Origin of the sequence: Pseudofrankia coriaricola, assembly GCF_032027725.1 — a bacterium.
Lineage (GTDB): Bacteria > Actinomycetota > Actinomycetes > Frankiales > Frankiaceae > Pseudofrankia.
Genome location: NZ_JASNFO010000058.1, coordinates 73,704 through 89,379 on the forward strand (window position 1 = coordinate 73,704; position 15,676 = coordinate 89,379).

Consider the following 15,676-nt stretch of genomic DNA (forward strand, 5'->3'; position numbering starts at 1 on the left):
TCCCCGCGTCGCCCTACGTCGTTTGGCCGCCGTATGTGGCGGCGGCATCTGTGGGTGCGCCGGGTGGCGCTGCTGCTGGTGCCGGTGTTGGTCATGACAGCGGTCGCGCTGGTTGTGATCGACCGGGTGACGCAGCCGGGGATGGTGCCGATCTCCGAGCAGAACCCGTTTCGTGACGGGAACGTGAAGCTGCCGGAGTCGACCTCGGGTAGCGCCGCGAATCGGGGCCATGAGGCGCCGACGAGCGTCACGCAGGCGGGGGCGGGGTCGTCACCGAGCGCGGCGGCGGTGCGCGGCCGGGTCGGCGAGGTGCCCGGGGCGGTGCCGGTGACGCCCGAGACGGCGCCGCGCAAGATCGACTATTCGAAGGTGACGCTCACTGCGGACAGACCTGCCGCGGGGACACCGTCCGCGGGTGGCGAGGCGGCCAAGCCGCTGCGGGCTGGCATGTCGATGCCGGCGACGCTCGCTCCTGGGGCGCGGGATCCGGGGAAGGTGCAGCAGGGCCGGGTCGAGGTGCCCGGTGGCCGTACCGAGAACGCGACGGAGTTCAGGAACCCAGACGGCACGCACACGGCCGACGTGTCGATGGGCCGTGAACGTTTCCGGGACGCCAAGGGCGACCTGGTCGACATCGACACCGCGTTGGTCGCCGGCGACAGGGGCCGTTTCCACAGCCGGGCCACGCAGCTGCCGGTGGATATCGCCGGGTCGGCGAACGACGCGCAGCTGGCGCGGGTCGATCTCGGCGGTGGGGTGTCGGCTGGGTTCGCGCTGGAGGGGGCGGCCGCGTCGCGTGCCTCGGTGAAGGGGTTCACGGCCTCGTTCCCGGGGGTGCGCACGTCGTCGGACCTGCAGCTGCATTCCACGGCGTCGGGGCTGGTGGAGGTGATGGTCCTGCACGGCGCGGACGCGCCGACGACGTGGACGTTTCCGCTGGCGCTCAGTGGGCTGACGGCGAGCATGGACAGGTACGGCCAGGTGGTGCTGGCCGACAAGGACGGCAAGCCGCGGGCGTTGATCCCGCACGGGTGGATGCAGGACGCGGGCACGTCGGGTGCGGCTGGTGGTCCGGCGATGTCGACGGGGGTGACCTACAGCCTGGTCGACGGGCCGGACAAGGGCCAGGTCTCGCTGCGGGTCGAGTTGGACAAGGCGTGGTTGTCGGCGCCGGAGCGGGTGTTTCCGGTGCAGGTGGATCCGCCGGTGACGTGGTTGGACCCGGCGGGGGATGACACCTATGTGTCGTCGTTGCACCCGTCGACGCCGTTCAGCTCGGAGTGGACGCTGAAGAACGGCATGTATCTGACGGACGTCAACCGCAGCTACATTCATTTTGACGGGCAGCCGGAGTTGACGGATGCCAATGTGCTGGGTGTCGATGTCTATCTGTACAACTGGTTGTCGGCGCAGTCGTGTGTTCCGAACCCGGTGTCGTTGCGGGAGGTGACGCAGAGCTGGGATGGCACGTCGATGACGTGGCCGGGGGCGGCGGTGGGCCCGGAGGTCGCGCAGAGCTGGTTCGCGTACAGCTACGACACGGCGTGCGGTCCGAACTGGGGGCATTTCAGTGACCCGCGGCTGACCGAGCTGGTGGGGGACTGGGCGGACGGGAGCAAGCAGAACACCGGCCTTGAGGTGGAGACGTCGTCGACGAACAGCGCGGCGTACAAGGAGTTCTACTCGGCGAGCTGTCTGTGTAACCCGGCGGATCCGCCGACGGACCTGCGCCCGCACATGGCCGTGACCTGGTCGCCGTATGGCGCGGACTACGAGTGGCCGTCCGGTTCGCCGCAGTGGTCGACGAACGTGACCGCGAACAGTCCAGGTGAGATTCCGATCCGGGTGACGAACACCGGGCAGTCGACGTGGCCGGCCTATGGCAACTACAAGCTGTCCTACCACGTGTACGACGCGTCGGGCACGACGGAGCTGGTGCACCAGGGTGCGGTGACGGAGCTGCCGACGTCGGTGGCCCGTGGCGAGTCGATCGACCTGGCGGCGGCGGTCGACCCGCTGCCGGCCGGTGACTACGTCATCTACTTCGACATGGAGGACTGGGGGACGGCGTGGTTCTCCAGTCACGGGATCAGTGCGTTCGGGTTCCAGGCCGAGTCGTCCGCGGTCGCCGCGCCGGGGATCGTGGACTCCTCGCCGCTGGATGGGGAGCATGTCCCGACGCTGCGGCCGGAGCTGAGCCTGACCGGGTCGACCGGTGGGCTGTCGTACGAGTTCCAGATCTGTGACGAGCCGGATGCGCAGTCCGGGAACTGCTGGGATTCGGGCGGGTTGACGTCGAGTTCGACGTGGAAGGTGCCGGCGTACGCGCTGGAGTGGGGTGAGGCGTACTACTGGCGTGGCCGGGTGAGTGATGGTTCGGCGGCCTCGGGGTGGACGCCGCCGATAGCGCTGGTGACGGATGTGGCCGCGCCGGTGACGAGTCAGCATTTCGGGACCGACCCGTATGTGCCGTCGGTGGCGTCGGTGACGCCGCTGATCGGGAACTACACGGCGTCGACGACGGACGTGTCGGTCCCCGCCGTGGGTCCGGCGTTGACGCTGACCCGCACGTACAACAGCCGTAACCCATATGTGGGCCTGTTCGGGCAGGGCTGGTCGTCGCAGTGGGACATGAACGTCAAGGCCGACGACACGGGTGAGGGCAACCTGGTCGTGCGCTATCCGGACGGCCGGGAGGGAAGGTTCGGCCGGAACTGGGATGGCAGTTATGTGTCCCAGGACGGCTACTACTCGGTCGTGCGGGCGCCGTCGCCGCGGGTCGCGTCGTTCACGGGGCCGGATTCGAACAGCTCGCTGGGTGACACCGACACGGGTGAGACGTGGACGGTCCTGTCGGGTTCGTGGGGTATCGAGGACAACGCCGCGAAGCTGGTGAGCGCGGGGAGCGGGTCGCGCAGCCTGGCGGTGATGAACGCCGCCTCGGACGGCACGATCCGGTTCACCGTCCCGACCGCGCAGGACCGGGTTGGTATCGCGTTCCGTGCCCAGGACAACAACAACTACTGGTCCCTGTACGTCAAGCCGTCGTCGGGCGCGTTGGTGCTGGCGAAACGGGTCGGTGGCACCGAGACCACGGTCGCCACGTATACGGGTGCCTGCTGTTCTGCGGATGACACCTACGCGATCGGGATGGCCGGGTCGGTGCTGACCGTCTACCGCAACGACCGGGTCGTCGGCAGCGTGACGGACGGTCAGTTCTCGACGGTGACGCAGGCCGGGCTGTACGCGTCGACGACCGGTTCGGGGCGGATCGGGTCGGTCGTGATGGTCGACGACCAGCACCGCGACACGTTCACCAACGCGAACTCGTCGACCGGTCTGGGCTGGACCGACAACGGCGAGAACTGGCAGTCCGGACAGGGCACCGGCGCCGGCACCTGGGGCACCTCGAGTAACGCCGCCTACCTGGCGACAGCGTCCGGCGACCGGAACCTGGTGACGGTGCCCGCCGCCGCCGACGGGACGTTCACGTTCAAGGAGCCGGTCGCGCAGGCCGGTGTGGGCCTGGCGTTCCGCTACGCCGACGCCGAGAACTACTGGCGCCTGGTCGCCCAGCCCGGCGCCGGCGCCTGGCAGCTGGTCAGGCGGGTCGGCGGCACGGAGACCGTCGTCGCGACGTCGGCGGGCGGCACGTGCTGCACCGCCGGCGACACGCTGACGATCACGACGGCCGGGGCGTCGATCGTTGTGGCGCGTAACGGCAGCCAGATCCTGTCCGTGACCGATACCGCGGTGCTACACGGCAGCCGGGTCGGCCCGTTCGCCGAGGCCACCGGCGCTGGCCGGATCGACGACTTCTCCGCGACCGCCGCCACCGTCCTCACGGACAAGACGGGTACCGGTTACACGTTCCGTTCCGATGGCCGGCTCGCGCAGGTCGTCGACGTCGCCGGCCGGTCGCTCACGCTGAACTACGACACGTCGGCGAAGCTGACGTCGGTCGTGAACAACACGACCGGGCGGACGCTGACGCTGACCTGGACCGGCACCCACGTCACCACGGTCGCCACCCCGACGGTGGCGGCCTACTCCGGCCCGCTGAGCTGGACCTACGGGTATTCAGGCGACAAGCTCACGACCGTCACCGGGCCGCAGTCGACCAACCCGACGACGTACGGCTACAACGGGTCGGGCCAGCTGACGCAGACGACCCTGCCCGCCGGCAACGTCGACGCGAAGATCGGCTACAACGGCGATGGCACGGTCGCCTGGCGTGAGGACGGTGAGGGTAACCGGACCGAGTACGCCGTGCTCGCGACGTCGCCGAACCCGATCATCCGGGTCACCGATCCTCGCGGCCATGACGAGGACTGGGAGTACCACGGCGGCCAGCTGATCTCGCACCGTGACGGGTTCGGTGACCGGCGGTTCGTCTACAACGATCGTGGGTTCCTGTCCCAGGTCACCGACGAGAACGGCAACGTCGTCCAGACCGCGACCGACGACCGCGGCAACGTGATTGCCCGTACCACCGCCCGGGCCAACGTCTACGGCACGCTGTGGACGAACACCGAGTACTACGAGTACTACGACGGCCCGCCGGGCGACCCCCGCGACAACAAGATCACCATCTTCCGGGATGCCCGGTCCTCGTCGCCGACGGACGACACCTACGCCACGACGTACGAGTACAACCCCTACGGCGACCTGGTCAGCCAGACCACGCCGGCCACCGGCGACTTCCCGTCCGGGCGGACCGAGACCTGGGCCTACTCCGACGGCACCGAGAACGCCATCGACGGCGGCACGATCCCCCGCGGTCTGCCCGTCTCCTATACCGACGCCCGCGGCAAGGTCACCGCCTACGGCTACAGCTCGAAGGGCGACCTGCGCCACGACCAGGACCCGGCCGGCCTGGTCCACGACTACACCTACGACGAACTCGGCCGGCGGCTGACGTCGAAGGAGACCTCCGACAGCTTCCCGTCCGGCCTGACGACCAGCTTCACCTACTCGAAGCTGTCACAGCTCGCGACCATCACCGAACCCGCCGCGGCGAACCTGATCACCTCGGTGACACACACCCCGGTCACGACCAACACCTACGACGAGAACGGGAACCTGACCGAGACCGTCGTCTCGGATGCGACCGGCGGTGACACCGTCCGCACCACGACCTACGACTATGACGACGATGACCGACAGACCTCGGTGACCGAGGCGGCCGGTACGCCGATCGAGGCGACCAGCGAGGTCAGCTACGACGAGAACGGCAACGTCGCCACCTCGACCGACCCGAACGGCACCGTCGTCGAGTTCGGCTACACCGAGCACAACCAGCTCGCGACGACCACGGTCAAGGACTTCGTCGACGACCCGGTCGCCGGCTCCGAGGCGCGTGACCTGCTGGTGGAGTCCCGCGCCTACGACCCGGCCGGCCGGCTCGCCTCGGTCACCGACTCCCTCGGCCGTACGACCAGCTACACCTACTGGCTCGACGACCGACCCCACCAGGTGATCTTCGAGGGCTACCACGTCCCGGACTTCACCGTCGGCGAGCTGTCCAACACCGAGACCCGGAACATCGTCCTGGAAGACCACGGCTACGACGCCGCCGGCAACGAGACCTCCACCACGGCAGGCGGCGGGCTGCGCGCGGTCACCGCCGGCTACGACGAGGCCGGCCGCAACGCCTGGACCAGCGTCGACCCCGAAGGACTCAACCGCTGGACCACGTACGACTACGACGCGGTCGGCAACCTGCTGGCCTCCACCCACGGCGCCGACGGCACCTTCGCGACCGACCGCGTCGAGTACGGCTACGACGACGCCTCCCGACTGGCGTCCACAACCGTGCTCGGGGACGGCACCGACCGGTTCACCGCCGCACTCACCCGCGACGCCCGCGGCTTCGTCACCAGCACCGTCGACCCCCGCGGCTACACCGACGGCTCCCCCTTCAACTCCGCCTACGTCACCGACCAGGTCACCGACGCCGCCGGCCGGCTCACGCAGAGGGTCGCGCCGCCGGTCCAGGTCGAGCAGAACGGCGCCGCCGCGGCGACGGACCGGCCCTCGGCGGAGGTCGGCTACAACACCTTCGGCGAGCTGACGCAGAGCCGCGACGCCCGCAACCAGGTCACGACCACGTCGTATGACGCGCTCGGCCAGGTCACCCAGATCACCCACCCGTCCTACACCCCACCCGGCGGATCGGCCATCACGCCGACCGAGTCGTGGACCTACGACGACAACGGCAACCCACTCACCCACACCGACACCCGCGGGCAGACGGTCACCACCGTCTACGACAAGCTCGACCGGATCGTGGCCGTCACCGACCCGCAGGTCACCGGCCAGCCCGAGGCGGGCGTGAGCCGCTATGTCTACGACGACGCCGGCAACCTGCTCGACACCGTCGACCAGAACGGCGCGTGGACGATCTACGCCTACGACGACCTCGACCGTCTCTGGGCATCCTCGCCAACCGAACGCTCCCCACTGCAGGCGTTCACCACGTACATCGACCATGACGACGCCGGCGACGTCACCCGCACCCTGCGCCCGTCGAACTTCGCCACCGGCGCCTCGGCGACCGCCGTCTACAACGGCGCCGGCGATCTCACCGAACAGCACGACGAAGCCGACAAGGTCACCAGCTACACCTACGACCAGTCCGGCCGGATCACGTCCGTGACCGACCCGCTGGGCCGCTCCGCGCACTACACCTACGACCGCGCCGGCCGGCAGACCACCACCGAGCAGTACTCCGACACCGACACCCTGCTGCGCTCCACGTCGGTCGGCTACGACCCCGCCGGCAACGTCACGTCACAGACGGACCCGAACGGGCACGCCTCAACCTTCACCTACGACGCCCTGGGCCAGCTGCGCACGATCACCGTCCCCGTCTCCTCCGGCACCTCGATCACCTCCAGCGCCGGCTACGACGCCGCCGGGAACCGGACCCGGCTCACCGACGGCCTCAACAACACGACGACCTACACGTTCAACAGCCTCGGCCTGCCCGAGAAGACGATCGAACCCTCCACCACCGCCTACCCGAACCTGGCCGACCGCACCTGGCAGGTCTCCTACGACGCCGGCGGCCTGCCCACAGCGCAGCTGGAGCCGGGCGGTGTGATCCGGGCCGTCAGCTACGACGAACTCGGCCGGGTCACCGCCGAGACCGGGTCCGGCGGCGGCGCCACCGCCGCGTCCCGCGCGATGAGCTACGACCTGGTCGGCAACCTCGCCGAGGTCGACGAACCCGGCGGCGGCTCCCAAATGTTCGGCTACAACGACCGCGGCCTGCTCACCGGCGCCTGGGGCGACGGCGGCACCTCCTCCTTCGTCTACGACGAAGAAGGCCGCACACTCCAGCGCGCAGACCCCGGCAGCTGGTCGGACTACTACTACGACGCCCGCAGCCGCCTCGTCGCCGTCGGCGCAGCCATCACCGGTGACACCCGGGGCTACGACTACGACGACGCCGGCCAACTCACCTCCATCGACTACCACGGCGGCACCGGCGCCACCCAGACCTTCGACTACGACCAACTCGGCCGCCTCACCGACGACACCCTGGCCGGCCCCTCCGGCACCCTGCGCGACCAGACCTACGCCTACGACAACAACGACAACCTCACCTCCACCACCATCACCGGCACCGGCACCGGCACCGGCACCGGCGTCGCCGGCGCCGGCACCCAGACCTACGGCTACGACTGGGCCGACCGGCTCACCTCCTGGACCAACCAGTCCAGCGCCACCACCACCTACGGCTGGGACGAGGCCGGCAACCGCACCTCGACCGGTGGGACGACCGCGACGTTCGACGCCCGCAACCGGCTCACCTCCGACGGCACCGCCAGCTACACCTACACCGCCCGCGGGACCCTCTCGACCCGGACCGCCGGCTCAGCGACCACCACCACCGCCTTCGACGCCTTCGACCGGCTGACCAGTCACACCGCCGGCCCGACGACGACGTCGTACAGCTACGACGGCCTGGACCGGATCGCGACCCGCAACACCAGCCGCCAGTTCCTCTACGACGGCCTCGACCTCGAACCCGGCATCGACGGCAACTCCGCCTACGCCCGCGACCCCTCCGGCGCCGTCATCGGCGCCGGCACCGACGACGGCGCCTCAGCCACCATCCAGAACCTCCACGGCGACACCGTCGCCGCCTTCACCACCGACGGCACCCTCACCGACACCAAGAACTACGACCCCTTCGGCCAACCCCTCACCCCGGGCAACACCAACATCCAGACCGGCTACCAATCCAGCTGGACCGACCCCGACACCGGTCTCGTCAAAGCCCAAGCCCGCTGGTACAACCCGGCAACCGCCACCTTCCTCACCCGCGACACCTACTCCCTCGGCTGGACCGGAACAGCCGCCGACAACCGCTACACCTACGCCGGTGGGAATCCGCTCACCAACAACGACACCACCGGATACGCGAGCGACAACGGGCACTGGGACTATGGCTACTGCAACACCGGCAGTTTTCTCCACCAGGCGACTGGCCAATGCAAGACCTGGATTCCTGACAAATCGCCGCCGCCAGCCAGCGCCACCAACGATCTTCGCTCGAGCAACGATGTGCCATGGGGGACCCTCGTCCTTACCCCCCGGCCTCCCTCGCCGCCCACAGTATTCGTGGTGATCGTTCCTAGGCCTGCCGGGGGAGGAAATCGGACCCAAAGCGCACCGAGCAAGCCAGCCACCACTACGTCAGGCCGTCCGGCGACAACAACCAGCACTGGGTCCGCCGCAGCCGGCGCGGCGACCACGAACCGACCGGCCGCCGCACCCGTCGCCTCACCGGCGGCGCCCGCAGCGCCAGCGATCACGATCGATCTCGCCCAGTGGATCGCCGCGACTCCGAAACCGTCGACGCTACCGGCGGACGCCGCAGCGGCGAGTTCGTTCGTGGTCCTGCCCGTCAACGCCCTGCCGGTGGGCGCGCTGCCCATCGCCGCTCCGGCTCCTGGGACCAATCCCGCCGCCGCTCCGGCCGCTGCCTACACCCCAGCCCGCGCCGCGGACCCGGTCTACGGGTACGGCGACAGCACCATCCTCATCGCCTACGGCGTCGCGTCTAGCCCAGGCCAAGACCCCCTCGCCACCACCGGCGCCCCTGACCGGCCTCAACCGGTCGAAAAGAACTGCGACGCTTGGTGCAAATTGAAGGGCGCTGGCAGCGCGATCGGTCACACCGTCACCAGTGCTGCCACCGGCGCCTGGAACTACACCCGGAACCACCCAGTCGACGTCGCACTGAACGCCGCCATGATCGGGCTCGCGTTCGTCCCGGTCGGCGGTGAGCTCGCCGACGCCGCCATCATCGGCTGGCGCGCCGAACGCGGTATCCAGTCCGGCATCACCCTCGCCCGAACAGCCGAAGCCGAACCCGAAGCAGCAACCGCCCTCCGCGGTATCGGCCGCGCCCTCGAAAACTGCGCGACCGGGAAACCCGGCGGCAACAGCTTCACCCCCACTACCCCTGTCCTCCTCGCCGACGGCACCACCAAACCCATCGATCAGGTCCACGTCGGCGACAAGGTCCTCACCACCGACCCCGACACCGGCAAAACCGAACCCCACACCGTCACCGCGGTCATCGTCGGCCACGGCGACAAACAACTCGTCGACATCACGATCCACACCGACCACGGCCCCGCCACCCTCACCGCCACCAACGGCCACCCCCTCTACGACACCACCACCCACACCTGGACCACCGCCGACCACCTCACCCCCGGCCACACCCTCCGCCAACCCGACGGCACCACCGCCACCATCACCACCACCCACCTACGCCACCAAACCACCACCGCCTACAACCTCACCATCGACAAGATCCACACCTACTATGTGGAAGTCGGCGGCGCAGCCGTCCTCGTCCACAACTGTGGAGTTGGCGAATATGATATTGTGCGCTACCGTCCAAGTAATGCACCACTAGAGAACCATCATGGAATTATGGATGCGTGGGCGAAAAATAACGTTCCTGGTTACGTAAGTCGCGCATCTGACAACCCCACAATCGCGCTCAGTAGTGCCAATCACGGTGCGACAAAGGTAGTGTTCCGCGACTGGCTGGAGGAGAACTACGGTGCGCGTGTTGGGGTAAAGGTCGATTGGGCATCGATTGGTCCTCGGGAGATATACTCACTCTCGGAGAGAATGTTCGACGCCGCTGGTGTGCCGCAAGCTGCGCGAGATGCATATTATGGCGGATTCAACCGGTACATCTACGGTCTAGGCTGATAGGGAGAACAATGTGGCCATAGCCCCATTGGTTGGAAGAGCCTCTCGGGCTGTCGGCTGCCGCGTATACCCTCCCGCTGGCCCGGCTACCCCGCCGGCTGACCTGAGAATCCCCGAGGACCTCGCCGCCTTCTACGAAATCTGTGGGGGTGTCGATCTCTACGCGAATCACGACTACGCCCTCTCTATCGTTGGGCCAAATGATCTGCGGTCGGCGAACATCGCTATCTTGGGTGAAGACTACCCAGGCGACATATCGTCGTCCTGGTACACCATCGGAGTGACACCTGATCGTGAGTACCTGAGCATAGATTTGTCCGCAAGGCGCAACGGTCGATGCTATGATAGTTTCCACGAGGTCCACGGCCTAGTTGGCTCGTGCCCGATCATAGCGTCCAGCTTTACGGAGCTGCTTGAGAGACTGCTTGAGTCGAGTGGCGGACGCTGGTACTGGCTTGATCCAGACTTCGTCGATCTCGGTGACGCCTACGACTAAATTCGGACGCCCTGGCCAAATGATGCAGTGCCAGAAGGTGCGGCGTCTCTGGAGGCCACGAGGAACGGACCGACGACTGGAATCTTAGCGGCGCGGAAGCTGCGCGAACAATCGTGAATCGAGCACGAATTTTGCGCACGCTGCGGCACGTGGCGGCATGGGCGTCCTCGGGGGTGGCGGCGTAGCCGCCACCCCCATAGGTGCACGGAGGGTCGCGGTGACCCCGGGGGGTTGTAGTTGCTCCTGCCTGGGAAGTGCACCGGCCTTCGGTACGGGCCGGCGCCGGAGACGGTGCGGGCAGGTCTGCCGCAAGCCGGTTCAAGGTTGACGGTAGGTACCTCGCAATAAAACTTCACGACAATCACCAAACCGAAAATAATCATGGATGGGTGGCTGCAGAAACAGCCGTCGAACGGCGTCCTGGCGTCGTGGGAGAGGGCTTAGCGCGCGATGTGCAGCTGGCCTTTGGGGTACTGAGAAGGCATGTGGTCTGGTTCCATTTGTCCTGGGCGGTGCGTGGTGTGGGGAGGTCGTAGATCGCCGAGTCGAGTCCGACCTGGATGCACAGGTCGGCAACGCAGCGCGCGAGGACCGCAGCGCCCGCTCAGGCGTCGGTGTGAGCTGGCGGGTAAGGACGGTGTGGATCTGGTCGACGGAGCTGGCGGCGCCGGGTCGTGGGCGAGGTGGCGGGCGCGGTAGATCGTCAACGCTGCGACCGCGTCCTCCCAGCCGGTTTGCTGGGGTCCAGTCGTGGGTCGCGGGCCGGCGCGGGTCAGCAGTGCAGCTGATGGGGCTGTGAGCGCGGCGGGGCGGAGCGCGGTTTCGGCGGCGACTTTGGCGCGCCGCAGCGCCACCTGGGGTGGGAGACCGGCGCGGGTCAGCGCGAACCGTGTCCCGTCTGGCGCGGCCGTCCTGGTGGGTGATGCGAACGACGGCGCGAGCAGCGGCGCGGGCGGCGCGTCGACGGGCACTGATGGCGCGTGGCGCGGTGCGTCCGGTTCGCGGTCCGGTGCGGTCGCGCCGGCGCGGTTCGCGCTCGCGGCGATGGGCCGATGTGCCGGGGCGGTGGCGAGGCGCCGAGCGTCGAGTTCGGCGGGGCTGTGCGTAGGCGGAGCTGGTGGACGGCGTCGGCGTCGGGGTCGGGGTCAGTGGCGAGGCGTTCGGTCCGGGTGCGGGCGAGCCGGTCGGCAAGTCGGTCGAGCGGCCCGCCGGCCTCAGCATCAGTATCGGGGCAGGGCACAGGCGTTGGCGTTGAGCGTCTCGACGTCACGCTGCCGCTCGGCAATCATGCGCACCATCACCGGCCGGGCCGACACGCTTCCCGGAGACCACCTGGCCACCGCCCCGCGGGTCCCACGTCTGCGTTGACAGCCCGGGCAGCGGCGGTGAACGACGTCGCGCCGTCACCTAGTCCGGCTGGCGCGCCGCGCGCATCTTCGCCATCTGATGCGACCGGCGCGCGACGCTGGATGGCGCGATCGCGCCATCCAGCGTGGCCGGCGCGGCGCGGATCGGCGCGCATGCCGTCGCGCTCGCGCCGTTCGCGCCGCCTGCGTGGCGCGTGTCCGCGCCGTTCGCGCCCTGCGCGCTGGTCGGCTGTTGACGTCTGTTGCCGGCCGTGGCCTGGGTCGGCGGAGCGGGCCGGGATCGGGCCGCGGCTGTCGTCTCCCGCTCGCCCCAGGGTGGCACCCGCGAACCCGACCTGGGCGGCACGGACACCCGAAGGCTTTGGCACTGCCGCCCACTGTCACCGCGAACGACACCGCAAGAGACACCGCCAACGACACTCCGATGCGCTGGCGCGAACGCGCGCATCGCGCAGGACATCCCGGGAGACACCGTGGGTCGAGACCCACGCACGTCACCATCGCGCCGGCCGGCAAGCGGTGAGCCATCGACCCAGGACAGTGCGTCAGCCGGCGCGCGTCGCCACTGGCCCAGCACCGGCCGCGGCCGCGTCGTCCTGCGCGGCGTTGCCGTCGGTTCTGTCAGCGGTGGTGTCGAAGGCCAACGGGCTGACCAGGCTGTGCGCCAGGCCGTGGTGACGGGCGTAGGCGCGGGCAGCGGTCGGCGACTCGAACGGCAGATACACGGCCAGCGCCCGGGTGTGGTCAGGGTCGGCGAAGCTCACCACCCCGTACACGCATCCCTCGTTCCCGACGTCGGACATCGCGCTCTCCCTCACCGCAGGTCCGTATCCACGCCGGCCGCTGCAAGATCGGCCAGCTGGTCGAGCACGCCGGCGAGCAGCTCGACGACCACGCCGAGGTCTTCGGCAACGCAGGCCAGCGCCGGCCGGTCGTCGTCACAGCCAGCCAGCCGCGGCCCAGCCCCGGCACTGCCCACGTTGCCTTCCACGAAGCCGCCCTCGCCGCGGTCTCCAACCTGGCGCGGTCGCCGCTTCCTGGCGCCGACCACGCGCGGCCGTGTACCGGTGGCGTCGGGAGGCTGTTCGCCGAGCAGGACCCGGATCAGGTGGTCGCCGGGCCATCCCGGCGCCCCGGACAGCACGGCCAAGGTGTCGTCACGGGCCCGACGACCACCAGCACCGCGCTGGAGCCGGCGAATCGTCGCCACAGAAATCCCGGCCACCTCGGCCAGCCGATGCTGACTCATCCGGCAGACCGCCAGCCGCGCGTTGAGCGCTTCGGCGACCGCCGCCCAGTCCTCCTCGCCCCGGCCACCAGCCGCGCTGGCATCAGGATGCATCTGGGCCTCAGGCCCGGCAGGAGTCGGATCGCGGAAGGCCAGGCGGGCCGGGTCTCTCGTCACGCGGCCACCGCCGCCGGCAGCGCATCAGCCGGAACGACGCTGGACAGCCAGCATTCGGCCCGTGGCCGGTTCTTCAGCTCCCACACGACTCGTAGCTGCGCCGCCTGCGGCGTCACCACCGACACCAGGTGCGGCAGCACGATCTCGCCGGTCTGCCACGCGCACCGCGGCCGAACCGGGCAAACTACGACCGGCGCTGGCACCGGGCCCGGCCAGCCCGCCTCCCACGCGTCGGCGAGCAGCCGGCCCACTGCCAGCGCCAGCCTCGTCAACCCGGGCGAGACCAGCGGCGGACACGCCACGAGCACCCGCTCGCCGCCCATCTCGGCCAGGGCCCGAGCCGCCGACTCCGCCGGGAACGGATGCGACGGTACGAACACGGGGCCTACCCGCGGCGGCCGGTCACACATCACCCCCGGCCTCGCCGGCAACGGGAACGGTTCCAGGTCCACCGTGGTCGGCCCACCGGGCCCGCCATCGACATCGATCATCACCTGCATCAGATCGCCTCCTACCGGGCAGACCGGGCAGCGTTGCTGCAACTATGAACGTTGCTGCAACGTTGAGCAAGGTGGAGACCCGGCGCCGGCCACACTTCGGTAGCCTCCGGTGCCGTCACCACCGGCGGGAAAGGAGACGGGCCATGCCACGGCGACCCCCGTCCGCCCGCGCCCGCGGCCTCGGCGCCGAGCTCCGCGACCTACGCGCGACCACCGGCCTGTCCGCCCGCGCCGTCGCCGACCGGCTCGCCTGGTCGCCATCCACCCTGAGTCGCCTGGAGAACGGGCTGCGCTCGATCAGCCCCGAGGACGTCGCCACCCTGCTCGTCGTCTACCAGGTCACCGGCGACGACCGCGACCGCCTACTCGCCCTCGCCCGCGAGATCGACCGGCCCGGCTGGTGGGAGACCGGACCCGCCGGCATCCCCAACCAGCTCACCGCCCTCATCGGCTTCGAAGCCCAGGCCAGCCGCATCACCGACGTCGCGATGCTTCTCATCCCCGGCCTGCTCCAGACCCCGGACTACGCCCGCGCCGTCATGACCGGCGGCGACGTCCCCGCCCACGAGATCGACGCCCGCGTCGCCACCCGCCTCGGCCGCCAAGCCGTCCTCACCCGGGCCGACCCGCCCCACCTGCACGTCCTGCTCGACGAGGCCGCCATCCGCCGGCCTATCGGCGGCCCGGCGGTCATGGCCGCCCAGCTACGCCACCTCGCCGCGACGGGCACCCGGCCGAACATCACCGTTCAGGTCCTGCCGTCCGCGCTCGGCGCCCACCCCGGTATCGACGGCTCCTACGTCATCCTCCAGTTCGACAAGGCCCCGACCCTGATCCATCTCGAACACCTGAGGTCCAGCCTGTTCGTCGACGATCCCGCCGACGTAAAGCCCTTCCTCAGCGCCGCCGATACCCTGGCGGCGCAGGCACTCGACGCAGCCGCCTCCGCGGACTTCCTGACCACAGCGGCCGACGACCACGAGCAGGGGTGAACCCGCGACCGCCATGGACCTCACCAACGCCACCTGGCACAAGTCCAGCCACAGCGGCACCCAGACCAACTGCGTCGAAGTCGCCACCCTCCCCGACGGCACCCGCGCCGTCCGCGACTCGAAGAGCCCTGACGGCCCGATCCTCCTGTTCACACAGGGCGAGTGGAAGGCGTTCCTCGCTGGCGTGCATGACGGCGAATTCGACAACGGATAGAAGATAGCTCTTTCCTACGAAACCGCCGGCCATTCAAGATCCGGTGTAGCCGGAACCCCAAAAGGGCGCCGGCAGTGCGCAATCCCGCCTACGTTCCTCGACCAGCGTTCAGGCCGCGCGTCGGGAGGGACGGTTCTGGTACCTACGCCGAGGCGGTCCGTCGTGCCGTGCCCACGCGGTGCGGGTCGCGTGCCACTGGCATGTGCGGCCGGCTGACGAATGCTCCCGTGGATTCTGAGGTGTCGGCGGTCGTGCGCGCCGTGATGGGGGCGCGACGATCCGGCTCGCGGACGATTCGGCGCCGATCCTGAGCTGCACGCCGAGCGTAATCCTGCCGCGGATGTTGTTTTCGCAGGTCAAGCGTCACTGGGAGCGCGAACCGAAGGTTCTGGTTGGAGGGAATGACTCACGGATGGGGCCGGAGGATCCTAACGGCACGCCCTCTGGGTGCTGCCCT

At 69.2% G+C, this 15,676-nt stretch carries 7 protein-coding genes; 4 read left to right on the forward strand and 3 right to left on the reverse strand.

Going from position 1 to position 15,676, the window contains the following annotated elements:
* The first annotated feature begins 63 nt into the window (after window positions 1-63).
* Together QOZ89_RS28965 and QOZ89_RS28970 are read left to right on the forward strand one after the other, a co-directional pair.
* A complete protein-coding gene (locus QOZ89_RS28965; RefSeq protein WP_312626641.1) occupies window positions 64-10,245 on the forward strand; it encodes a DNRLRE domain-containing protein in 10,182 nt (3,393 codons plus the stop codon).
* A gap of 13 nt (window positions 10,246-10,258) precedes the next feature.
* Window positions 10,259-10,741, forward strand: coding sequence for an SMI1/KNR4 family protein (locus tag QOZ89_RS28970; RefSeq protein WP_083419933.1), 483 nt, complete (start codon window positions 10,259-10,261; stop codon window positions 10,739-10,741).
* Window positions 10,742-12,653: 1,912 nt separating this feature from the next.
* Here the strand turns inward: QOZ89_RS28970 and QOZ89_RS28975 are convergent.
* Genes QOZ89_RS28975 through QOZ89_RS28985 form a run of 3 tightly spaced genes read right to left on the reverse strand, consistent with a single transcriptional unit; the run spans window position 12,654 to window position 14,013 of the window.
* Window positions 12,654-12,911: a hypothetical protein gene (locus QOZ89_RS28975; protein ID WP_071053611.1), complete on the reverse strand. Its 258-nt coding sequence runs from the start codon at window positions 12,909-12,911 to the stop codon at window positions 12,654-12,656.
* A gap of 11 nt (window positions 12,912-12,922) precedes the next feature.
* Window positions 12,923-13,450: a hypothetical protein gene (locus QOZ89_RS28980; protein WP_071053610.1), complete on the reverse strand. Its 528-nt coding sequence runs from the start codon at window positions 13,448-13,450 to the stop codon at window positions 12,923-12,925.
* A 59-nt stretch (window positions 13,451-13,509) separates the two neighbouring features.
* Window positions 13,510-14,013, reverse strand: a complete 504-nt coding sequence (locus QOZ89_RS28985) for a hypothetical protein (protein ID WP_071053609.1) — start codon at window positions 14,011-14,013, stop codon at window positions 13,510-13,512.
* A 143-nt stretch (window positions 14,014-14,156) separates the two neighbouring features.
* On the opposite strand from QOZ89_RS28985, the gene QOZ89_RS28990 reads away from it, so the two are divergent.
* Both QOZ89_RS28990 and QOZ89_RS28995 read left to right on the forward strand, forming a co-directional pair.
* Entirely contained in the window at window positions 14,157-15,005 is an 849-nt protein-coding gene (locus tag QOZ89_RS28990; RefSeq protein ID WP_071053608.1) for a helix-turn-helix domain-containing protein, read from the forward strand.
* A gap of 13 nt (window positions 15,006-15,018) precedes the next feature.
* Complete coding sequence (locus QOZ89_RS28995; protein WP_071053607.1) at window positions 15,019-15,219, forward strand: DUF397 domain-containing protein; 201 nt, start codon at window positions 15,019-15,021, stop codon at window positions 15,217-15,219.
* Window positions 15,220-15,676 lie beyond the last annotated feature (457 nt).